The organism is Chloroflexota bacterium (assembly GCA_016887485.1).
GTDB lineage: Bacteria > Chloroflexota > Anaerolineae > Anaerolineales > Anaerolineaceae > Brevifilum.
The window spans coordinates 13919-38059 of sequence record CP069395.1 but is presented as its reverse complement, the minus strand read 5'-3'; the positions used below and the strand labels follow the sequence as shown (position 1 = coordinate 38059).

Sequence of the window (24141 nt, the reverse complement as noted above, 5' to 3'; positions counted from 1 at the left end):
TTGGTTTTTTAGTCGGGCTGTAAGAAACTCTAATTGTTTTTCAATATTTCTTGATTCTTATTTAAGGGGGATATGTTGCTTTAGGGCGGGGAGACGGACCTGTTTTTCAATGCCCTGATCCGAAAGCCCCATGTCACCCAGTGAATACTGGTGGTGGCTTTTGTATTGTTTTGACTTTTCCGATTCGGTGTGCAGGATTTGGTGGAATTTGGGTGTCATTTCTATACCGAACTGAGTGTAGATCTGCTCTATGGTGCTTTCCGGATCGTTAACCAAATCGTCATATTGAACCAGGATATATTGGCTGTCGGGCAGGTTCTTGAGGTAGCGGTGAGGGTAAATGTACCAATGCCGGGCCTGTTCCATGATCACCTTTGAGGCTGGCTTAGGATATTCTTCTGCAGGGTCGCCATAGGTGCGCCAGTGATTGGAAAACATGCTGACTGAGGAGGGGATAACACTCTTGGGGGAGCGCATCAGGTTGATGAACTTGGCATCCGGAAACTGTTCATGCAGCGTGCGAACTTTGGCGGAAAAACTGGGGCTTTTTGAGACGTACCTTTTCCCGGGATTCGTATAGATGTGCCGCTTGAGGACCTCACGATAGTAGGTCATATCAATTTTCTTCTGTCCCTCGGGGACAGCATCATCGTAATAGATATAGTTGCGGATCAGCTCGGGGAAGGGGAAGAAGGCGAACAGGTCATAAGTGGACCAGATATGCAGCAGGACGTGGCTGTCCTCTTCAATTTCCTGGAGACCGGTTGGGTGCATATAGGAGTATTCCTGCAGGGCTTTATCAAAAGCTTTCAAGACATGATCGATGGGATTGCCGACCAGACGGTTGATTTTCATTAGCCAGTGGATCATTTTGCGCTGGATCACCGAGGGTGCTAAATAGATCTCCCAGGTTTGCATCCCGGTTGTTTGTTCGTCTTTAACCAGCAGCCGATGCAGGAGTGTGGTTCCAGAACGGAAATTGCCGATAATGAAAATCGGCTGTTTGATATCCTGTTCTTTCAGATGGGGGAAAAAGAGATTATCAAGGCTGTAGGCCAGGCGGAAACTATAATGCCAGAGGGGATAGATGATGAAGATGAAAAGGAGTACGAAGAAACGTTTAGGAGAAAGCCTGCCTGGGGTTCCTTCAGATTTGAAAAAACTGATATAAATGGTCTTGAAAAAAAGTTTGATGTTTGGAATCATCGGAAGTGGTCCATCGTTACGACTACGAGTGATATGGCAACGGTTGAGTCTGCTTATGTTCGTTGCCTTGGTGACAAAAGTTTACCTAAGCCAGAAGTATTATACCTGTCTGCATATACCTGTCATTCTGATTAAGTAAATTTCTTGTAAAAAGTTTCGCCAAGGAAAATTGGGAAAAAAAGAGGAGGGGAGCCCTAATTTTCGTTTCTGACTGGGATTAATGCCAAAAATCCCAGTTTTTTAGGTTATAATCCCAACTGATTTTTGCTGAACAAGTCAATATAATGGTAGAAATTGGTAATTATTCACATAAAGTTATATTCCACCGACCCAAAAATCTGAATAAGCTTACGGCATGACCAGGTTTTTTGGAAACGAGAAAGAAATGATGGTAATGATGAACGAAATCAAAATCAGTCCCTCAGTTGTTTGTGCAGATCTTAGCCAGTTGGGTAATCAGGTGAAGCTGTTGGATGAAGCGGGCGTGGACCTCTTTCACTGGGATGTTATGGATGGCGTTTTTGTCCATAATTTCTGCCTCACCCCCGATTTGATCACCGCCTGCCGACCTTTCACCAAGAAACCTTTTGATGTTCATATGTGCATTGCGGACCCGGCCGGGTTCATCCCCGAAATTGCGGCAACCGGCTCGGACATTATCAGCCTGCAATTTGAATCGACCCCGCACATCTTCCGTGCGGTGCAGACAATCCATAAAGCAGGCCGAAAAGCCGGTGTGGTGATCTCCCCCAAGACCCCGCTGATCGATCTGGAATATCTGCTCGATGACCTCCAAATGGTGACTGTGATGACTGTGGATGTTGGTTTTGCCGGACAGAGCTTCCTTATGCCGATGCTTGATAAGATTCGCAAGCTGCGGGAGATGATTGAGGCGCGCAACCTTGATGTCGATATTCAGGTGGACGGTCAGATCAATGACAAGACCTTCGAGAGCGTGATTCAGGCGGGCGCCAATGTATTGGTCGTGGGCACTTCCGGGTTGTTCAATCTGGATGATGACCTTGGCAAGGCGGTGCAAATGGTCCGCGAAAAGGTCAATAAAATAGTAGGTGCCTAATCAGCACTTTTGATGATAATAAAAACCCACTGAAGCTCGGACTCAGTGGGTTTTTAAATACCAAATAATGGAACTCCGAATTAATTATTTCCCAGTTTTAAATTGACCAGGCTTGCGGCGCCATATAAGCCGGCTTTTTCGTTGAGTATGGGTCGGTCAATTTCGAGACGGTTCCTTGTGACGGCTCGCGCCCGGGAATAAACGATCTCTTTAACGATATCCAGCGCTTCCGGCCAGCCCGCAAGGATCCCCCCGCCCAGGATAACCAGTTGGGGGTTGAGCAGATTGACCAGATCGGTGATCGCGATGCCAAGAATATTGAACGACTTCTCGATTGCCGCTTTGGCTTGCAGATGACCATTCCGTGCTTTGTTGATCAGATATTCCGCCAGGGAATATTCACCCTTACTGCCGGTTGCATAAAAAAGGTCTATCTCCGATTGGGGGAAGATCCTTTTGGCCTCATAGGTCAGCGCAAATCCGGAGCAGTAGGTTTCGAAACAGTCCGTCGCGCCACAGCCACAAATGCGGCCTTCAGCGTTGTGGACTAAGTGGCCAAACTCGGCTGCGGCGCCATCCGCGCCGGTATAGAGCTGGTTATTCAAGATCAGGCCACAGCCCAGCCCCGTGCCCACAAAAACGCAGGCCAGATCGGTCAGGTCCTTGCCGCGCCCGTAGAGGTGTTCACCAATAGCGATCAGGTTGACATCATTTTCAACAAAAATCGGCACACCGATTTTTGGAGCCAGAAGCACGCTTAGTGGGTAATTGTTGAGCAGGGGGATGTAGGGGGTTGAAACGACTTTCTGGGTGTGACTATCCAGAACGGAGGGGACACCGATGCCCACACCTTTGATTGATTCCCGATTAAAGCCAAGGTCTTGAATGTATTCGCTAATAAATAGCTGCAGTGCGTCTGCAGCATCATCCGCAGCAGCGAAGACATCCGCTGTATTGACCTTTGTAAAGCCCTTCAGTTTTCTTTCGCTATCCAGATAACCTGCAGCAATTTTCGTCCCACCGATATCAATGCCTATTGTGATCAAGATGAATTCTCTCCCGTTGTGCAATGAATAATAACAAAAGTCATACTATGATAATGGATAAACCTCATGAAACCTTAAAATATGCTTAATCCATTGTTAAAACTAGGCTCTATTATATTGACAAATCTCTAAAGTGTATATATCATATGGGTAAACCTTTACCCAACGTTAACCAAGGTTTCAAGGATGCCAACGAAGAAAATTACTTTAGAAGAAATAGCCCACATGGCCGGTGTGTCCATCGCAACGGTTTCTCGGGTTATTAACCAAAATGGACGGTTCTCAAAAGAAACCGAAAAACGCGTTAACGAAATTATCGCTAAATACAATTATCGACCGAACCAGATGGCGAGGGGCCTGCGGAAAAATAGGGGGAAGGTTGTAGGTATCATCGTCCCGGACGTTACCAATGAATTCTTTGCCAAGATGGCGCTTGAAATGCAAAACCGGCTGCTCAACGAAGATTATATGGCCATCATTTGCAACACCAATGAATCCGGTGATATTGAACGAGCCCATCTCTCCATGTTGAAGTCCATGCTGGTGAGCGGCTTGATCTATATTACGCATGAATCGATTGACACTAATCACACCCTGATCGTCCCAACAATCTACATTGACCGGGAACCTTTATGCATCAGCTCTCAGGAAGAGAATGTCTTCATCGAGAGTGAAAACACGGAAGGGGGGCGCCAGGCGGTAAGGCATCTGGTTGACCAGGGTTGCCGGCGGATCGCACTCGTCTGTCTTGAGGGACAGATTTCCTCCCACCATAACCGGTGTGAAGGCTATAAACGAGGCTTACGGGAATCTGGGATCTCGGTTGATGAAAGCCTGATCTATTGCACCAAGGCCGTGACCTATGAAGACGGTTTTGAAGTCACAGATGAGCTGCTGAGAGAACATCCCGATGTGGATGGTATTTTTTACACAGCCGATATTCTGGCCCTTGGCGCACTGCAATATTGTCTAAAGAGAAATGTCAACGTTCCTGAGGACCTCAAGATCATTGGTTTTGATGATATTGCCGCCTGCACCAGAAGTATTCCGCAACTGACGACCATTCACCAGTCCGTGGATATGATCGCTGAGTTGGCCGTCAAAAACCTTGTTTCAATGATGGATGGAAACCCGGTAGAGAAGTCTTATATAAAGTTTCCAATCAATGTCGTCGTCAGAGGCTCAACCCAACTCTGATTTTTTCTGCTTCAGCCTGTATAACGAAAGAATTGTCATTAATGGATAAAGTTATGGATAGCAAACCCCTTTTCTCACCTTCGCTGATGTGTCTCGATTTTCTTGAGGTTGGAAAACAAATCGAGATCCTCAACCGGCATTGTGATATGCTGCATGCCGACATCATGGATGGGCATTTTGCCAAGAATATCACCCTCTCCGTTGATATTGTCAAAGCCATCAAGAGTGTGGCGACTATTCCTGTTGAGGCGCATCTGATGGTGACCTCGCCAAACGATTATATTGATGCCCTGGCTGAGGCTGGCGTTGAGACAATCTCCCTTCATGCGGAGACCATTCAGAGGGAATCCTACCGGATCATCCGCAGGATTAAAGACCTTGGCATCAAGGTTGGGATCGTACTATGCCCGGCGACTCCGCTTTCGATGGCGGATTGGTATTTGGATCAGATTGATATCCTCACCATCATGACGGTTGAGGTTGGCTATGCCGGTCAGAAATTCATCCCCAGAATGTTCGAGAAGATCGCTGAGGCCAGGGACCTTTGCCTTGACCGTGATTATCACTATGTCATCCAGGTGGATGGCGCAATCGGGAAGAAAAACTATCAACCGCTTTATGAAGCTGGGGCACGGGCTTTTGTTGTAGGGACCAGCGGTTTATTCAAACCAGGTATCGAATTGGAAGAAGGTTGTAAGTTGATGAAAGCAGAATTCACCGAGGCGACGGGGGTGGCATTATAAAGCGGTCTGATAATTTCCTGGGTATTGATATTGGCGGCACCAATGTCCGTCTTGGTGTAGTCACGCCTGATTCCACTTTGGAGAACGCTGAAATTTTCTCCACAAAGCAGATTGCCGGTGCAGACGCCGCCGACCGCCTTCTGGATGTCATTTATCAATATAAGAAAAACTTACCTTATGATGTTGACGCCATTGCGATGGGTTTCCCATCCACGATCAACCGGGATCGGACGGTAGTGCTTTCAACCCCCAATATCGAAGGGTTTGATAACCTGGATATTATTGACCAGTTTGAAGAAAAACTCCAGGTTCCAGTCCTGATCGAAAAAGACACCTGTATGCTCATGCACTATGATCTGGACCGGCATGATATCTCCGATGGCATTTTGATCGGCTACTACATCGGTACTGGCCTGGGCAATATCATCCTCATTGATGGCAAGGTCATCGTTGGCAAGGATGGTGTGGCTGGAGAACTTGGTCATATTCCGATCCTCGACCGGCACGATAAGTGCGGCTGCGGGTTGGAAGGATGCTCTGAGCTGTATGTCGCTGGCCTAGGCTTGGAAAGGCTTCAACGAGAACGCTTCTCAGAAACCCCCATTGCCAAGATTTTCACTGTGCAGGGCCAGACCGAAGAGATCCGTTACTTCATCGAAAGCATGGCGAAGATCATCGTCACCGAGATCAATATTCTCAACCCGGACTACATCATCCTGGGCGGTGGCGTGATTGGGATGACAGACTTCCCCTATGACTTACTGATTGATTATATCCATCAATTCACCCGTAAACCCTTACCCGGTGATTCGTTGAATATCATCCGTTCCGATTTTTCCAATCCCTATAATGGTGTGATTGGTGCGGGGCTGTTCGCTCGCAAGCAGCTGGAAGGAGCAGGAAAATGATAGCTCTGGGCAGTGATCACGCAGGGCTTCCTTTAAAAAAGGCCATCGCTCAACTTCTGGATGAGATGGGCATCGTTTTTAAGGATTATGGCACCTACAGCGAAGAACGATGTAATTATCCTGAATTTGGCTATAAAGCAGCGGTGGCCGTGGCCAGTGGTGAATGTGAAAAAGGGATTATCTGCTGCGGGTCCGGTATTGGGATCTCGCTTGCCGCAAACAAAGTTGAAGGCATCCGGTGCGTTGTCTGCAGTGAACCTTATTCAGCCCTTCTTTCCAGGCAGCATAATGACACCAATATGCTGGCAATGGGCAGCAGGGTGGTGGGCACAGAGTTGGCCAAGATGATCGTGAGGACCTGGCTAGATGGTGAATTTGAAGGTGGGCGGCACGCCAAGCGAGTTGAACAAATTATGATGATTGACAAGGACAGAACCCTTGTTCTTGATGCTGATATGGTGGGAGAGTAATCACTTGACCAGGAAAGAAGAGAAGGAGGCACTATACATATTCGAGGAAAAAGGGCCCAAAAAAGGGCGATTTCACTTACAGTCAAATGGAACACGTCTGTCCAATGAGTAAACCATTACCCGGAAGGGAGATGGTTGAAAGTCTCAAAAGCCAATCTATAAGGTCAGATCACTGACGCCACAACGGCTCCGGCCGGAAGATTGAAAAACTGCTGAATAGGTTTGAAGGATGACAAGTTCCAAAATTAACCTTATAAGGAGAATATTAAATGGGTAAGAAGAAATTTCTATTGATTTTGGTTATCGCTGTTATGATGACCACCGTTATCACAGGTTGTACAACCCCAGCGACAGAACCCACTGAAGAAGCCGCCGCAGGCGAAGGCCTGAGCTTTTACTTCCTGCTGAAGACCCTCTCCAACCCGCACTGGGTTGCGATGAAGGAAGGTATTGAAGCCGCGGCAGCAGAAGCCGGTGTGGAAGTTTTCGTTGATGCCATGAACTCCGAAGATGAACTGTCCGGTCAGCTGGACAAATTGCTCACAGCTGCTGGTCAGGGCTATGACGGCATCGGTATCGCCCCGATTTCCCCCACCAACGCCATCGAGGGTGTGGTTGCAGCCAATGCAGCCGGCATCCCTGTTGTTGACCTGGATGAGAAAATCGATGCAGATGAACTCGCCGCAGCCGGCGGTTATGTTGTTGGCTTCGCCACCACGGACAATGTCCAGGTTGGCGGCACAGGCGCTGCTTACATCATCGAGAACACCGAACCCGGTCAGGTTGCCATCATCGAAGGTAAAGCTGGCAATGCAAGTGGTGAAGACCGCAAACAGGGCGCTGAAGAAGCTTTCCTGGCTGCCGGTTATGAAATCGTCTCCTCACAGCCCGCTGACTGGGACCGCAACAAGGCCCTCGATGTTGCTACCAACATCATCAGCCAATATCCTGACCTCAAGGCTTTCTACTGCGCCAATGACACCATGGCACTCGGTGTTCAGGAAGCTGTGGAAAACGCCGGTCTGGCTGACCAGATCATGGTCGTCGGCACCGATGGTATCCCGGATGCATTCACCTCTGTTGCTGATGGCCGTATGTCCGCCACAGTGGCTCAGGACCCCGCCCAAATCGGCGTGGTTTGCTTCAATATGCTCCTCGAAGCTGTTCAAAATGGCAACGCTGGCTCCGTTGATGCGGAACCTGCCTTCCAGTATGTTGATTCCGTTCTGATTTCACCTGAGAATGTTGGTGAATATGTTGAAGATACCGAGGCTGAAGAAGTTGACGCTGAACCTCTGAGCTTTTACTTCCTGCTGAAAACCCTCTCCAACCCGCACTGGGTTGCGATGAAGGAAGGTATTGAAGCCGCGGCAGCAGAAGCTGGCGTGGAAGTTTACGTTGATGCCATGAACTCCGAAGATGAACTGTCCGGACAGCTGGACAAATTGCTCACAGCTGCTGGCCAGGGTTATGACGGCATTGGTATCGCCCCGATTTCCCCCACCAACGCCATCGAGGGTGTGGTTGCAGCCAATGCAGCCGGCATCCCTGTTGTTGACCTGGATGAGAAAATCGATGCAGATGAACTCGCCGCAGCCGGCGGTTATGTTGTTGGCTTCGCCACCACGGACAATGTCCAGGTTGGCGGCACAGGCGCTGCTTACATCATTGAGAACACCGAACCCGGTCAGGTTGCCATCATCGAAGGTAAAGCTGGCAATGCAAGTGGTGAAGACCGCAAACAGGGCGCTGAAGAAGCCTTCCTGGCTGCCGGTTATGAAATCGTTTCCTCACAGCCCGCTGACTGGGACCGCAACAAGGCCCTCGATGTTGCCACCAACATCATCAGCCAATATCCTGACCTCAAGGCTTTCTACTGCGCCAATGACACCATGGCACTCGGTGTTCAGGAAGCTGTGGAAAACGCCGGTCTGGCTGACCAGATCATGGTCGTCGGCACCGATGGTATTCCGGATGCATTCACCTCTGTCGCTGAAGGCCGCATGTCCGCCACAGTGGCTCAGGACCCCGCCCAAATCGGCGTGGTTTGTTTCAATATGCTCCTCGAAGCTGTTCAAAATGGCAACGCTGGCTCCGTTGATGCGGAACCTGCCTTCCAATATGTTGATTCCGTTCTGATTTCACCTGAGAATGTTGGTGAATACGTAGAGTAGTTATTAGTAGTTGAAATGTACGGCCGTTCCTTTATGGAACGGCCGTACAACTCTGGAATTTTCGTTTATTATTCACTATAGCAAAATCAACTATCCTTGATTAGAAATGAAACGCTATGACAAAACTAATTGAAGTGCAGAACATAACCAAGGAATTCCCTGGGGTGACTGCCCTTGATGATATTTCATTTGACTTGAATGAAGGGGAAGTGCACGTTCTGGTCGGTGAAAATGGTGCAGGTAAATCTACCCTGATGAAGATCTTGAGCGGTGTATATACCCCCACCAGCGGAAAGATCATTATTGGTGAGAAGACCTACTCACAGCTCAACCCGACCTTATCCCAGGAATTGGGTATCAGTATCATTTATCAGGAACTTAGCGTTATCAACGAGCTTTCGATCGCAGAAAATTTATTCATTGGAAGATTACCTACCAAGAAGGTTTTGGGCGCTTCCGTTGTTGATTGGAAATACATCAATAACAAAGCGGCTGAGATGTTACAAATGGTTGGCTTGAAGAAACCCCCGTCAACTTTCGTCCAGGAACTCTCCATCTCGGAAAAGCAGCTTGTCGAAATTGCCAAAGCGCTTGTGATGGAAGCCAAAATCCTAATCATGGACGAACCTACCTCATCCCTTACACCTGAGGAAATCAATAGGCTCTTTAAAATTATTCGGAATCTTCGGGATGAAGGTGTCGGCATTATTTATATCTCGCACAAACTTGATGAAATCAATCAGGTTGGCGATCGTATAACGGTGTTAAAAGACGGAAAACTGGTTGGAACAAAAGCGCTCTCAGAGATCAAGTCCAAAGAAGAGATCGTCCTGATGATGGTCGGACGAGAGCTCAAAGACAAATATTTCTCTACGAGAAATAAAAGTGAAGGCACGGAGGAAATTGTCTTTGAGGTCAAAAACCTCACAACACCTGACAATAAGGTCAGGGATGTCAGCTTCCAGCTTCGACGACATGAGATTCTGGGCTTTGCCGGTCTGATGGGGGCGGGTAGGACTGAGTTGTTGAATGCGCTCTTTGGCGCAGAACCGAAAGAAAGCGGCACAGTTTATCTCAATGGGGAAGAGATCAAGATCAATGATACTTATGATGCTGTGAAAAAAGGCCTTGCTCTGTTGACAGAAAACCGTAGAGAGACCGGCTTCTTCCATAACTTTGAGATTTATAAGAATGTTTCCATTGTGGAGCATCTGAAGCACTCGAAGCTAAAAGGAGCAACGGGTCGGATTAACTCAGCCGATGAAAAGAAGAAGGCTGAAACGCAGAAAAACAAACTGGCGATTAAGTGCACCTCAGTATTTCAAAATATCACCAAGCTCTCTGGCGGCAACCAGCAAAAAGTCATTATTGGTAAATGGCTTTGTGCGGATGCAGAAGTGATTCTGTTTGATGAGCCCACCAGAGGGATTGATGTTGGTTCCAAGAGCGAAATCTATAAGATCATGCGGGAACTGGTTGATGAGGGGAAGGGTGTCATTATGGTGTCTTCTGAGCTGCCGGAGCTGTTAAGTGTGTGTGATCGGATCCTGGTATTCAAGAAGGGTGAGATCAGCGCCAGGCTGGATAGTTCAGAAGCAACTGAAGAGAAAATTATTCTAGCAGCAACATAAGAAATGGAAGATCTGGAAATGGATAATACAAAAGTTGTTAAACCGAAGAAGAGTTTTAGCCAAATTTGGGAGAATTTTGGAACAGCGGCGATTTTGCTGCTCCTTGTTGGCTTTATTGCTGTATTTTCTGCTGACAACAGCAATTTCCTTACCCCAACGAACCTGATCAACATCCTTTATCAGAGTTCCGATAAGATCATCATCGGCCTGGGTGAGTTCTTTGCCATCCTGATCGCCGGGATTGACCTTTCTGTAGGTTCGATCCTCGCGCTGACCGGCCTCCTCGCCGGCAAATTGATGAACGCCGGGATGCCTGTTCTGTTGGCGGTTTTTCTGGGTTGTATTGTCGGCGGTGGTGTGCTGGGCGCAATCAATGGTCTTCTGGTGAACTTCACCGGTGTGCATCCCTTTATTATTACCCTGGGCACAAACTGGATCTTCCGCGGCCTGATCATGATCATCTCAGACGCTCGAGCTGTTTCCGGTTTCCCGCCCCAATTCAAGGCGATCATCAACTACAGGTTGTTTGGCCAAATACCAATGGCCATTATCATTGCCTTGTTCCTGGCGGTCATCCTGTGGTTCGTGACGACCCGGACAAAATTGGGTCGGAACATCTATGCCTTCGGTGGCAACAAAGAAGCTGCCTGGTTCTCCGGCATCAATATCAAGTTCTATACGCTGATCGTTTTCATCATCTCCGGGATTTGTGCCGGTATCGCCGGTATGGTCATCACAGCAAAGACCGGTGCTGCTGAACCTCTGGCCGCTTCTGGTTATGAGACCTTCGCTATCGCAGCCGCCATCATCGGTGGGACCAGCTTCTTCGGCGGTAAAGGCCGAGTCTGGAATGTGGTTATTGGTGGTCTGGTTATTGGTTTGATCAACAACGGTTTGAACATGATGCGGATTGACTCGTTCTATCAGCAGGTCGTTATGGGTGCCCTTATTATCGCAGCCGTGTCATTGGATACATTCATCATGAGGCAAAAGAAATAACCTCGCAGATTTTGATTAGGATCTAATCAAGAAAGGAACATCATGAAGATCATAATGGCAGGCGAGTCTTGGATCGTTGCAGAAACCCATATGAAGGGCTTTGATACTGCGGTATTGAATCGCTATGAAGACTTTTTCGCCGATCGGTTCTTTGAGGTTCTCAAAGACACAGGCGTTGAGTTGGACTATTATCCAAACCATATTGCCCAATCAAAATTCCCGCAAAAAGCGGAGGAATTGAGCCAATACGATGCCGTGATCATCAGTGACTGCGGCAGTAACACATTGCTTCTTGATCCTGAGATGCAGTTCAATGGCGTGCGCAAGGGGAACCGTCTACTGGCCATTCAGGATTATGTCAAAGCGGGGGGCGGCTTGTTGATGTGCGGTGGTTATTTGAGCTTTGCCGGTCTGGAAAATAAGGCCCGCTATGCCATGACCCCCATCGCCGATGTGTTACCGGTGGATATGCTCAATTGGGATGACCGGATGGAACACCCTGAAGGTGTTACGCCGGTGGTCACCAAGGCTGATCATCCCGTCCTGAAGGGTATTGAAAACAGCGCCTGGCCTGAGTTCCTGGGCTATAACAAGATCATGGCCAAGGATGAGGCTGACGAGATTGCCAAAATTGATGGCGACACCTTCATGGCAGCCTGGGATTATGGACAGGGCAGGTCATTTGCCTTTGCTTCCGACCTCGCGCCGCATTGGGGCACGAAGGAATTCCTGGATTGGGAAGGTTACGAGATCCTGTTCACCAATATTCTGAAATGGCTGGCTAAAGAAATTTAACTAATTTCGTATAGCCATTTATTACAACTATGACCTTTCGCATTTCTGCATCCGTGGCTTGTGCAAATCCAATTTGCATAAGCCATGATTTTGAACGACTGGAACGTTCGGTATCCGATACCTATCACTTTGATCTTTGCGATGGGGTGTTCGCACCGACATTCCTCCTCAGCCCGGCGCTGATCAAAGCGCTTCGCCCTTTATCAACAAAGCGATTCGATGTGCATCTGTATTGCCATTACCCGTCGAAATACCTGGAAGAATTGAAGCAGGGTGGGGCGGATGTTGTGGTGATCCAGCTGGAAACGCGGGGCGAGGACTATCTTGAAGCCATTCAACGGGTCCGAGATCTGGGTCTGGAGGCTGGATTAGGCATTTTACCGACTTCTGAAGTGCCTGAGGATATTGATAAGGCCCTGGGTATAGTCTCTCAGGTGGTGGTTAATCTGGTGGGCCCGGCCTACGCAGGTCAGCCTTTCAATCCACATGGCGTCACGAACATGAAGAAAATCCGTGACGTGGTGGCGCAACTTGGTTTGGAGATGGAAATAGCTGCTGATGGGTCGGTTTCTGAGGGTCGATTAGCGACATTCCTGGATGCTGGATGTAATCATTTTATTTGTGGCACATCCAGCATCTTCAAACCTCAAAGTGACCTGGTTGAGAATGTTGCGGCGTTCAAACAAGCCGTAGATGATGCGATCAGGCTAAATTAAAAGTATAAGAGGATTTTATGAAAGAGTACGCTGTAGGTATTGATGTGGGGGGCACCAAAATAGCTGCAGGTATTATTAATCGGGATGGTGAAGTCACGTCTTGTTACAAGACCCGCGCCCATTCTGAAAAAGAACCCCAATATGTTATTGATGCGATTGAAAAAGCTTATTTTGCCCTGATTGATGATTGTGGGATCGATCCGGACGAGATTGAGGGTGTCTGCATCGGATTTGCAGGCACAGTTAATGGCCCGGATGGGCTGGTTTTGATCAGTTCGAACCTGCCAGCCTGGCATAAAGTGCCCCTCAGGGATACCGTTGCCAGCAAGATTGGCAGGCCGGTGATCCTGGAAAACGACACCAATTTATGTGCTTTGGGCGAATATCACTATGGCGCAGGCCGCGGCAGCCGGAATATGTGCTATGCGACCTATAGCACAGGTTATGGCCTCGGAATTATTATAGATGGCGGGCTTTATGTGGGCGCGACTGGCACAGCCGGTGAAATTGCGCATATCGTGGTGGATGTCGGCGGGCCGCCCTGCACTTGCGGTAAGAATGGATGCCTGATGGCTTATGCCAGTGGGGTGGGCATCTCCCGTATGGCCTACGAGCAGATTGATGCTGGTGAGGAGACCCTCCTGACCCAATATGCCACACCTGACCGTAAGCGGATCCATGGCAGCCTGATTTTGGAAGCCGCCCAGCAAGGGGACCGAATTGCGAATGAAATTATTGATACTTCAGGGTATTATTTTGGTGTAGGCTTATCCATTATCGCCCAAATTGTGAATCCGGAGCTGATCGTTTATGGCGGCGGGCTAACCCGGATGGGCGAGAGGGTGTTTGAGCCAGCCATGAAAGGGCTGCGGGAGAGCATTCAGCCGCAGCTATTGGATAGTTTTGAATTGAAACCGTGGCAGCTAGGTGATGAAGCAGGTGTTATTGGTGCGGGTGCCATGGTTTTCAATAAGCGTGGGTGAGTTTATTATTAAGTACTCGGAGAGATATTATGTTGACCCAATTGTCGGATGAAAAACAGGCACGCGTAAAGCAGATCAAAGACTCCCTTATCAGTAATCCCCCTGGCATTTGTTCGGAGAGGGTACGCATTTATACCCAGGTTTATCAGGATTTCAAGCAATATCCGCCGATCATCAAACGGGCAAAAGCCCTGAAGTCTTATCTGGAAAACAAAACCGTTTATCTGGGTGAAAATGATCTAATCCCGGGTATTGGCGCTTCTCATCCCAGGTGGGCCTCCGTTTTCCCGGAATATTCCTGGAAATGGGTCTATGATGAGCTGGATCGGTTCGAAAAGCGTCGTTATGATAAGTTCACGATTTCCTCCGAGACACGGGAAGAACTGCGAGAGCTTTTACCCTGGTGGGATGGCGAATCCCTGCTAGATCGCATCGAAACCCGCCAGCCCGATTTTGTAAAGGACGCCAGCAAGATTGGGGTCACCAGTTGGACCGGGCAAGCAACCTCCGGTGAGGGCCACATTATCGTGGATCACCGGATGGTGCTGAAAAACGGGTTTGAGGCCCTATGGAAACGGGCCTCAGAGCTGAAGGCTGCCCTTCCTTTATATGAGCCCGAGTCACTGGATAAACGTGATTTCTATGAAGCTGTGGAGACCGTCTGTAGCGGTGTGATAAATTACGCAGAGCGGCTGGCCAGTGAGGCGGAACGGCAGGCTAAAGACGTCAAAGATGAGAAGCGGCGCCAGGAATTGGCCCAAATTTCAAGCGATTTGCGCGTAGTCCCCGCCAAACCGGCTCAAAATTTCCGGCAGGCCTTGATTACCGTCTGGTTGCTCCACCTGATCGAACAAATTGAGAGCAATGGGCATTCCGTTTCGCTGGGTCGCTTCGATCAATATCTATATCCTTATCTCAAATATGACCTGGAAAAGGGTATTCTCACCGAAGATGATGCCCTTGAACTGCTGGAGCACTTCTATTTGAAGCTGTTCACCATCATTAAAATTCGCCCCGAGAAGCATTCCCGCACCCAATCCGGATATCCAATGTACCAAAATTTGGTCGTTGGCGGCCAGTTAGGGGATGGCGAGGACGCGGTCAACCCATTAAGCTGGCTGTGCCTCTCTGCGCTGGCCGAGGTGCGCCTTTCTGAGCCTAATTTTTACATCCGGCTGCATCCCACAATTGATGAGGATTTCCTGCAAGAAGCCCTTCGGGTGGTCCGGCTGGGCTTTGGAATGCCCGCCTTCGTCAACGATGCGATCATTGTACCCTCACTGGAGGGCCGGGGTGTTTCGCACGAGGACGCCCTGGATTATTCGACTATGGGCTGTCTGGAAGTCCAGGTGCCGGGAAAATGGGGCTACCGCGCGAACGGCAAGAGCAAGGTCAATGTGCTCAAGGTGCTAGAACTGACCCTCAACGGTGGCAAGGACCCTGAAACCGGGCTTTGTCCGCTGCCGGGCTCTGGTGATATCACCCAAATGAAGACCTTTGAGGACCTTCTGGCGGCCTGGAACCAACAAATTCAGTATTACACCCGAGTCCATGTCACGGCCGATAATATCAACGACTGGACTTTGGAGAAATTGACGCCCAATGCCTTCTGCTCGCTGCTGGTAAATGACTGTTTGGAGCGTGGCAAGCACCTTAACCAGGGTGGGGCGATCTATGACATGACCAGCGGCGCGCTGGTTGGCATTCCGAATGTTGGGAATGCCCTGGCAGCCCTCAAGAAACTGGTCTATGAGGATAAGGTTTTGACCCAGGAAGAGGTCAAACAGGCCATTGACACGAACTTTGAAGGTAAACGCGGCGAGGAAATCCGCCAAATCCTGATGAATCGGGTACCGAAATACGGCGAAGATGAGGATTATGTGGATGAACTGACCGCTGAGGCCTTGAATTCCTACTGCGATATCATCCCGCAATACAAGAACATGCGCTATGGACGGGGTCCGATTGGCGGTAATTTCTACCCCTCCACCGTGACCATTTCGGCCAATATCACCGCCGGGGATGTGATCGGTGCGACCCCGGATGGCCGCAAGAGCCATGAGCCGACGGCGGATGGCATTTCACCCTCCCAGGGCAACGGCCGCAAGGGCCCCACGGCGATTTTCCACTCCGTCTCCAAGCTCCCGACACTCAAAGTGACCGGCGGACAACTGCTGAATATCCGCCTGACGCCGGATTCGCTCTCCACCAGCGAGGGTGTGCGTAAACTCTCCGCTATGCTGCGCGGTTTCGTCGATATGAAGGGTTGGCACGTTCAGTTCAACACGGTTTCCACCGAGATCCTGCGGGATGCCATGGCCCACCCAGAGAATTACAAGGACCTGATCGTACGGGTGGCCGGTTACAGCGCCTTATTTGTGGCTTTGGCTCCCGGTTTGCAGCGGGATATTATCGAGCGGATGGAACATGCCCTCTAAGTCGATGACAACTCAGGAAACGCCGAAAAATGACAAAATAGAGGGCTGGGTGCTCAATATTGAGCGCTACACCCTCCATGACGGCCCGGGAATTCGGACCACGGTCTTTCTGAAGGGCTGCCCGCTGCGCTGTTTATGGTGCAGTAACCCTGAATCTCAGATGGGAAGTCCGGAAATTGTCTATTTTGAGGATAAATGCATCGGTTGTGGGCGCTGTGTGGGCGTTTGTCCGCAGGATGCCATCGTTCAGGAAAAGCCCGGAGAACCGGTAACTGTGCTCTTTGACCGCTGTGACGGCTGCGGGAAGTGTATTGACTCATGTTACGTTGAGGCGCTGACCCTGGCCGGGGAGAAAATGACAGCCGAGGAAGTGGTATCGATCATTGAGCGCGATTGGCCTTTCTATAAGCACTCTCAAGGGGGCGTCACGCTCTCAGGTGGGGAGGCTTTGGCTCAGCCGGCGTTTTCAGCCGAAGTCCTGCGGCTCTGTCAGGCCAAGGGGATCCACACCGCCATACAAACCAGCGGCCAGGCGCCGCTGAAAAACCTCCAGCAGGTGCTCCCATATCTGGACCTGGTGATCTTTGATATCAAACACATGGATAACAAAACCCATCAAAAGCTGACTGGGGTGCCCAACGGCCAGATACTGGATAATCTTTCGTATATCAATTCGTCCGGGACGCCTATAGTGATCCAGGTTCCGTTAATTCCGGGGCTTAACGACTCCGAGGAAAATTTGGATAACCTGGCGAAGTTAGTAAAATCACTGCCCTCTGTGATGGGGCTTAGTTTACTGTCCTACCACACGTTGGGGACGACCAAATATCGCTGCACAGGGCGGGAATATGCCCTTATCGACCTTCCGAAGGCATCACCGGACTATCTGGAGGAGAAGAAAGCCTATTTTGTGGCAAAAGGGGTTCCTTTAGTGGCGTTTAATGGATGAAGAAACGCAGGGATGATTGTGTAACCTTTGCTAATTGTCCATTCAGAATAAAATTATCCAGAAGTGCGTTCAAACTCTGAATTTTATTTATTCAGTCTTTCCAATGATTCTTTCTACTTGTATACTGAAGGGGGAACTCTATATTGGCTTTCTAATATTCCAGAATGGACGCTGGTATGAAAAGAATCATCTTTTTAGGCCTGATGCTTGTAATAATTGGCGCACTGTTGCCTGCCTGCGGTCCTTCACAGGCACAAATCAATCAACTCTCAACCCAGATAGCCAGTGAAATATATAGTTCACTTACCCCAAATGCGGCTGCATTACCCACAGAAACGCCTACACCTCAGCTAATACCTGAAATGACCACGGTTGATCCGATCCCGGGACTTCCGGAGGGGACAGATGGGTATCCCTGGTGGAATGACAGTGTTTTTTATGAGATTTTCGTGCGGTCCTTTTATGACAGCGATGGGGATGGTATCGGTGATATTAATGGAATCATCCAGAAACTGGATTACCTCAATGATGGTGATCCGAATACTGATTCTGATTTAGGCATTACCGGAATCTGGCTGATGCCGATTTTCCCTTCGCCCTCATATCATGGCTATGATGTGACCGATTATTATGATATCAATCCTGAATATGGAACAATGGATGATTTCAAGATCTTGCTTGAAGAAGCTCATTCTCGTGGTATCCGGGTCATCATAGACCTGGTCGTTAATCATACATCCAATAAGCACCCCTGGTTCACGCAGGCAAAAGACCCATCTTCCCCATATCATGACTGGTATATCTGGTCAGAGACTAACCCGGGCTATACAGGTTCCTGGGGCCAACAGGTTTGGTTCCCTATTTATGGCCAATATTATTATTCGACTTTTACCTCTGGGATGCCTGATTTGAATTACAACAACCTGGAAGTGACCGCCCAAATGGAGGACGTGGTTCAGTTTTGGCTGGAAGACGTGGGCGTGGATGGATTCCGGATGGACGCTGCAAAACACCTTATCGAAGAGGGTGCGATTCAGGCAAACTCGGATTCCACGCATAATTGGTGGAAGGATTTTAGACCATTTTACAAACAAATCAGTCCTGATTCGCTTGTTGTGGGTGAGGTCTGGGATGATACATCCATCACATCCGCATACCTGCAAGGGGACGAGTTGGATCTGTCTTTTGAGTTTTTACTGGCTGACACTGTAATTGGGGCGGTTAATTCCGGAAACAACCAGGCTCTTGAATATCAAATGGGATATTCTTATTCACAAATACCCAATATGCAATATGCCACTTTTCTGACCAACCATGATCAGGATAGGGTGTTGAATCAGGTAAACAGCGATGAAAAACGGATGGCGGTAGCCAGCGCATTGCTGCTGACATCACCAGGCGTTCCATTTATTTATTATGGTGAGGAAATTGGCATGACGGGGAGCCAAATCCATGAAAGGATTCGGCGGCCCATGCAATGGACTGGAGACGCGGCTTTTGCCGGTTTCACACCTGGATCGCCCTGGCAGGCCTTAGGTGAGGGGTGGATGGTCACGAATGTGGCGGATGAAATGGCGGACCCCGATTCTATCTGGTCCAACTATCGAGATTTGATCCGAATCCGCAACCAGCATGCCGCGTTGAGGGTAGGGGGCCTGATAATGCTGACCACTACAGATGAAGCAATAATCAGCTTTCTACGCATGAGTGAGGGTGAGGCCGTTCTGGTCCTCGTTAATCTCAGTGACCAGCCGGTGGATGAAGTTTGGTTGGCTAAAGGGAATAGCGGCCTTTCAGAAGGGATCTATCAGCTTGCACCGATTATTGGTTCGGGGTATTTCAACCCGTTGAAGGTTAATGAAGATGGTGTAATATTCCATTTGCTGGATACCCCGCTGATTGAGCCATATGGCGTGTATATTTTGCAACTGCAGGGAGGTATGCCATAGGATATGGTAATTTATATTAGTATAATATTATATAATATATTTAATTATATTATATATCCTTAATAGCGGATTATTGGAAATAAGCGACTGTTGAAGTAACTTGAATACTAGGGCTTCTAGTAAGAATAATATCACTGGGGGAGTTCTATCTTTGATTGTGCCCAAGAATGGCTTGTCCATCAAAAACCGGCTTATTACTGGATTTCCTCGTTATTTTCTATGGAAATATTGGCTTGTACTCTATAGAATGTTGTAACTCTGGTCACGAAAAAGAACAGCGCAGAAAAGTTATCACAAAGTGTAAAAAGGTAAGTTCATCAGAAAGGCTCTGGAGCGATTTACAGTGATCCATTGGATCAAAACCCTATGAAATTGGCGTAGAATTGGTCCTAAAAACCCTATTATAGTTTATGTGAATAAGCATTTACAATAACAATGAATTATTCTGTTAATATTTCGTGTAGTATATCGCCGTGCCTTGGTTTGTTTTTCCAAACCAATCTTACCATCAATTCACCTCCAGCTATCCCCCTTCTTTCAGTAAGAGGTGAAACCACACCTTTATTTTAGTGTTATTATCAGTGGTAAATTTATTTAGCATCATCACAGCTAGAATTGGAGAAAACATGGCACTTCGTCTCAAGGAAGTCCAAACCAAGCGGGATTTGGCAGAATTCATCAATTATCCTCTGAAGCTTTATAAGAACAACCCCTATTACGTCCCTGCGTTGGCTTCTGACGAAAGAAACACCCTGGATCCTACGAAAAATCCGGCATTGGAGTACTGTGAGGCTCGCTACTGGCTCGCCTACAGAGATAATCACCTGGTTGGTCGAATTGCCGGCATTATCAATCCCAGACACAACGAGAAGTGGGATGCGCCTTACATCCGCTTTGGCTGGTTAGATTTTGAGGACGATCCCGAAGTTTCTGCTGCCCTACTTGACGCTGTTGAGGCCTGGGGGCGGGAAAAAGGCTTGGAAGCCATCCACGGTCCTTTGGGCTTTTCAGATCTGGACCGGGAAGCCATGCTGGTGGAAGGTTTCACCGAAGTGGCCACCCTGGCGACACTCTACAATTACCCCTATTATCCAGAGCACATGGACCGGCTGGGCTACCGGAAGGACACAGACTGGGTGGAATATGAGCTGAAAATGCCTATAAAACTGGATGAAAAGATCGCCAAAGCCGCTAAGATCGTGCTGAAACGCAATAATCTGCATCTTCTTGAGGCAAAAAACAAGAGAGAGCTTCTCCCGTACGCATCTCAGCTTTTTGGGCTGATCAATGACGAATACAGCCACCTTTATGGAGCGACGCCGCTCTCACCTGAAGAAATTCAGCACTATACGAAAGCATATTTCGGCTTTGCGCATCCGGATTTTGTGCCTGTGATCCTCGATGAGAACGACCAGATGGTTGCTTTTGGTGTCACTTTTCCCTCCCTCTCTAAAGCCCTGCAAAAAAGCCGGGGAAAACTCTTCGTCTTTGGCTGGGCTCGAATTTTGTATGCCCTTTCTCACAACGACCGTGCGGACCTTTATCTCATCGCAGTGCGGAAGAAATATCAGGGTCTGGGTGTTAATATGGTCTTGATGAATCAGGTCTGGGAGGCTTTTATCAGGCGCGGGATCAAGAAAATTGAGACAAATCCGGAGCTGGAAGACAATTTAAACGTCCAATCGCAATGGAAAACGTTTGAAAAACGCCAGCACAAGCGTCGGCGCTGCTATATCAAAGAGCTGTAGGACCGATTCTCCGTCCCCCATCAGCTGAAAAAACATCAAAAAACCTAAGCACTGTCTTTTTTAGGATTGGCTCAGGTTTTTTTGTTGGGATAATATTGTTGGAGAAATTTGAATGATTAATGACTACGCGAAAGATATAATATATAATTTTTAATAGTTAGTTATATATTTTTCGCTTAACTTAGGTACGTTTCTTATTTCTCTGTCTCCAGGACATAACCTATCACACCGGAACCGGCATGAACGGAGAGGCCTGGGGTGAATTCTTCCAAGATGTAATCCTCTGGAACTGGTAACACTGCTTTCAAATCCTCATACAGCTCCATTGCCCCTTCCGTATTATTAACATGGAACAGCCCAATTTTGGTAATAACGGTACCCTCAGCTTTTTCAATCGCGATTTTCACCAAGCGGGCACGCGCCTTGCGCCAGGTGCGCACCTTCTCCAGTGAGGCCAATTTACCATCTATATTGGTCATAATCGGCTTGATGTTGAAGGTTTCAGCCATTCCGGCGGATAATTTCCCTACCCTGCCCCCCATTACAAGGTATTTCAAGGTTGGAAGGGCGCCATAAATATGCAGCCGGGGCTTCAAATCCTCGATCAGCGCCATAATTTCATCCACTCCTGCGCCCTCAGCGGCAGCCTCAGTGGCTTTCAGCACCTGAAACCCTTCAGCCAGGGACAATTGGAGCGAATCTATAACGCCAATTTTCTTTCCGGGGAAATCCTTGGCAGCCATACAGGCAGCATCATAAGTCGCGCTGACCTTGCTGGAGCAGCACACACAGACAATTTCGTCTGCACCCTGGTCAAAAGCGTTCTGAAAGGCCATTTGAAAAGCGCCTGGTGATGGTGCAGCGGTGGTTGGCAGGATCTGACGCTCATCGATCATCTCAAAAAGCTTTTCATCGCCAATTTCTTCACCCGTTAGGTAAGTTTCTTCACCAAACATGATTTGAATCGGCACCTGAATGATGCCAAGTGACTCACAAAGGGTCTTAGATAGGCTGGAATTTGTATCTGTTATAATGGCAGTCTTTGGCATTATGAATCCTTTTCAGAAAAAATTGGGGGCCCAATAAACGTCAATAAAGTAATTAAGTTGATATAGATTGTAACCCAATATCCTTATAAAAGTTGTTGGAAAAAAGAAACCCAACCAGCCGAAACTGGTTGGGTTGTTCCATATTCAATCGTAAGTTTTTTATCCTTTGACGGCCCCAGCGAGCATCCCCCGCACGAAGAAACGTTGCAGGGCGAAGAAGATGATCATCGGGAGCAGCATCGAAAGGAAAGCCGCAGCCGTCAGAAGGTGCCAGCCGGCACCGAGTGAGGTGACCATATTGCTGATCTGGTAAGTCATTACAGGTTTAGTGCCGCCCAGGAAGACCAAGGCCACCAACAAATCGTTCCAGACCCAAAGAAACTGGAAAATCGTCAGCGAAGCAATGGCGGGCATCGCCAGAGGGATAGCCAGCTTGCGGAAGGCTGTCCAATGGTTCGCGCCATCCAGATAAGCTGATTCAAACAGGTCCTTAGGCAGGCCGCCCAGGAAATTCCGCATCAAATAGATAGCGTAAGGCATGCCAAAGCCCGTGTGGAAGAGCCAAACGCCCCAGAAAGTGCCATTTAAGTGTAATTTGGCATAAACCCTGAGGATTGGCACCAACGTCATCTGCAGCGGGACGACCTGCAGCCCCACCAATATGGCAAAGAGAAGGTAGCGCCCTTTGAAATCCAGCCAGGCAAAGGCATACCCCGCGAATGCCGCAAAAAGGATCGGGAGAACCGTGGCCGGTAAGGTGACCAATAGACTGTTTAGGAATGCCCTGCCCATCCCTCGGGGATTGAGCAAATCTGAGATATTACACTTCAAGTCAAGGGACTGGGTCCCAGCGGCGCAGTCCTCCACATAGGTTTTATTGCCGCGATAGCCCACCAGGGCATCGATGTAGTTATTAAATGTGAACCTCTCGGACTCACCGGTATCAGCAGACAGGAAAGTCCACCAGCCGGTGGTATTGATCAAGGTCACAGGACGGAAAGAAGTAATCAACAGCCCCAATGTCGGGACAATCCAGATGATCAGAATCAGGATAGTAATGGCATGGAGCGGGATCTTGTTCAAGACGTGATTGATTTTTGCCCGTTTCATCGCATTGCCTCCTGTGCCATAAAGCGTTTGACGTTCATGAAGATGAAGGGAATGATCGCCAGGATGAGAACCACGGCAATAGCCGTCCCTCTTCCCGTCTGAAAGTTCTTATACATCTCCGTGTACATGCGGTTTGCAATGACCTGGGTCTTGAAGTTACCCCCTGTCATTACGTACACGATATCAAAAAGCTTTAGGACATTGATCACCATCGTGGTAATCACAACGACCACCGTAGGCGAAATGATCGGCAGCATGATTTTGAAAAAGACCTGGAATTCGTTCGCACCGTCAATCCGGGAAGCCTCCAGAAGCTCCTGGGGCACCGATTTTAAGGCCGAAGAGAGGACGGTCATACAGAAACCGGTCCACATCCAGACCCCGACGATGATCAGCATGAAGGTATTCAGCCCCACTTTGGAGAGGAAGGGCACCGGATCGAAACCCATGGCGGTGATAATGGCATTGAGGAGCCCGATTTGCACTTGTCCTGTGCCATAACTATACATAAACTTCCAGATCACACCGGCACCGACAAATGAGATCGCCATTGGCAGGAAAATCATGGATTTCGCCAGCGATTCATACTTCACCCGGTCCACCAGGACAGCGACCAAGAGGCCAAGGATGACCGTGCCGGAGACCATGAATACGATCCATTTCAGGGTATTGCCGTAAGAAGAGGTCCAAAAAGATTGCCAGGTTGTTTGAAAATCCGTCGTATCCAATTCCGCAGTTAGTGCGTAGCGGTAATTCTCAAAAACGCCCCAACAGGGCTGCCCTTCTCGACAAGTCGTCGCAGCGGAGGCTGTGCTGTCCTTGTTTTGAAAACTTAGGGCGAGGGTGTTGATCATTGGATAGACAATAAAAAAACTCATTACGATTAGTGCGGGAAGCAAGTAAAACCAAGGGGTCAGTTTTCCCTGCTTCATCACCGCAGACGCTCTGGGTT

General features: G+C 48.6%; 20 protein-coding genes. 15 read left to right on the top strand and 5 right to left on the bottom strand.

What is annotated here, in order from left to right; genetic code table 11:
• Positions 1–57: 57 nt before the first annotated feature.
• Positions 58–1206: a sulfotransferase gene (locus JR338_12535; GenBank protein ID QRN84556.1), complete on the bottom strand. Its 1149-nt coding sequence runs from the start codon at positions 1204–1206 to the stop codon at positions 58–60.
• 394 nt (positions 1207–1600) lie between these two features.
• On the opposite strand from JR338_12535, the gene JR338_12530 reads away from it, so the two are divergent.
• Positions 1601–2284, top strand: coding sequence for a ribulose-phosphate 3-epimerase (locus JR338_12530; protein ID QRN84555.1), 684 nt, complete (start codon positions 1601–1603; stop codon positions 2282–2284).
• 80 nt (positions 2285–2364) lie between these two features.
• Here the strand turns inward: JR338_12530 and JR338_12525 are convergent, their stop codons facing one another.
• A complete protein-coding gene (locus JR338_12525) occupies positions 2365–3330 on the bottom strand; it encodes an ROK family protein (protein QRN84554.1) in 966 nt (321 codons plus the stop codon).
• A 186-nt stretch (positions 3331–3516) separates the two neighbouring features.
• Between JR338_12525 and JR338_12520 the strand changes: the two genes are divergently transcribed.
• From JR338_12520 to JR338_12455, 14 genes are all read left to right on the top strand, one after another.
• A complete protein-coding gene (locus tag JR338_12520; protein QRN84553.1) occupies positions 3517–4527 on the top strand; it encodes a LacI family DNA-binding transcriptional regulator in 1011 nt (336 codons plus the stop codon).
• Positions 4528–4580: 53 nt separating this feature from the next.
• On the top strand, positions 4581–5270 hold the full coding sequence (locus JR338_12515; GenBank protein QRN84552.1) for a ribulose-phosphate 3-epimerase: 690 nt from the start codon (positions 4581–4583) through the stop codon (positions 5268–5270).
• Positions 5240–6178: an allose kinase gene (gene alsK, locus JR338_12510; protein ID QRN84593.1), complete on the top strand. Its 939-nt coding sequence runs from the start codon at positions 5240–5242 to the stop codon at positions 6176–6178. Before JR338_12515 ends, alsK begins: the two co-directional genes overlap by 31 nt.
• A complete protein-coding gene (rpiB, locus tag JR338_12505; GenBank protein ID QRN84551.1) occupies positions 6175–6648 on the top strand; it encodes a ribose 5-phosphate isomerase B in 474 nt (157 codons plus the stop codon). The genes alsK and rpiB overlap by 4 nt, the downstream gene beginning before the upstream one ends.
• Positions 6649–7796: 1148 nt before the next feature.
• Complete coding sequence (gene alsB, locus JR338_12500) at positions 7797–8822, top strand: D-allose transporter substrate-binding protein (GenBank protein ID QRN84592.1); 1026 nt, start codon at positions 7797–7799, stop codon at positions 8820–8822.
• Between the two features lie 116 nt (positions 8823–8938).
• Positions 8939–10453, top strand: coding sequence for an ATP-binding cassette domain-containing protein (locus tag JR338_12495; protein ID QRN84550.1), 1515 nt, complete (start codon positions 8939–8941; stop codon positions 10451–10453).
• 18 nt (positions 10454–10471) lie between these two features.
• Complete coding sequence (alsC, locus tag JR338_12490) at positions 10472–11452, top strand: D-allose ABC transporter permease (GenBank protein QRN84549.1); 981 nt, start codon at positions 10472–10474, stop codon at positions 11450–11452.
• Positions 11453–11491: 39 nt separating this feature from the next.
• Complete coding sequence (locus tag JR338_12485; protein ID QRN84591.1) at positions 11492–12247, top strand: cytoplasmic protein; 756 nt, start codon at positions 11492–11494, stop codon at positions 12245–12247.
• A gap of 29 nt (positions 12248–12276) precedes the next feature.
• Entirely contained in the window at positions 12277–12963 is a 687-nt protein-coding gene (locus JR338_12480; protein QRN84548.1) for a hypothetical protein, read from the top strand.
• Between the two features lie 17 nt (positions 12964–12980).
• Entirely contained in the window at positions 12981–13946 is a 966-nt protein-coding gene (locus JR338_12475) for an ROK family protein (protein QRN84547.1), read from the top strand.
• Positions 13947–13975: 29 nt separating this feature from the next.
• Complete coding sequence (locus JR338_12470; GenBank protein ID QRN84546.1) at positions 13976–16384, top strand: glycyl radical protein; 2409 nt, start codon at positions 13976–13978, stop codon at positions 16382–16384.
• Positions 16374–17333, top strand: a complete 960-nt coding sequence (locus JR338_12465; protein ID QRN84545.1) for a glycyl-radical enzyme activating protein — start codon at positions 16374–16376, stop codon at positions 17331–17333. Before JR338_12470 ends, JR338_12465 begins: the two co-directional genes overlap by 11 nt.
• Positions 17334–17509: 176 nt before the next feature.
• On the top strand, positions 17510–19282 hold the full coding sequence (locus tag JR338_12460) for a DUF3459 domain-containing protein (GenBank protein ID QRN84544.1): 1773 nt from the start codon (positions 17510–17512) through the stop codon (positions 19280–19282).
• A 626-nt stretch (positions 19283–19908) separates the two neighbouring features.
• The gene (locus JR338_12455; protein QRN84543.1) at positions 19909–21030 is read left to right on the top strand and encodes a GNAT family N-acetyltransferase; all 1122 of its coding nucleotides are present in this window, start codon (positions 19909–19911) and stop codon (positions 21028–21030) included.
• Positions 21031–21224: 194 nt separating this feature from the next.
• Here JR338_12455 and JR338_12450 read toward each other — a convergent pair whose 3' ends face one another.
• From JR338_12450 to JR338_12440, 3 genes are all read right to left on the bottom strand, one after another.
• Positions 21225–22079 carry a DegV family protein gene (locus JR338_12450; GenBank protein ID QRN84542.1) on the bottom strand — a complete coding sequence of 285 codons (855 nt, stop codon included), beginning with the start codon at positions 22077–22079 and terminating at the stop codon, positions 21225–21227.
• A 159-nt stretch (positions 22080–22238) separates the two neighbouring features.
• Entirely contained in the window at positions 22239–23189 is a 951-nt protein-coding gene (locus JR338_12445; protein ID QRN84541.1) for a carbohydrate ABC transporter permease, read from the bottom strand.
• On the bottom strand, positions 23186–24121 hold the full coding sequence (locus JR338_12440; protein ID QRN84590.1) for a sugar ABC transporter permease: 936 nt from the start codon (positions 24119–24121) through the stop codon (positions 23186–23188). The genes JR338_12445 and JR338_12440 overlap by 4 nt, the downstream gene beginning before the upstream one ends.
• Positions 24122–24141: the final 20 nt, after the last annotated feature.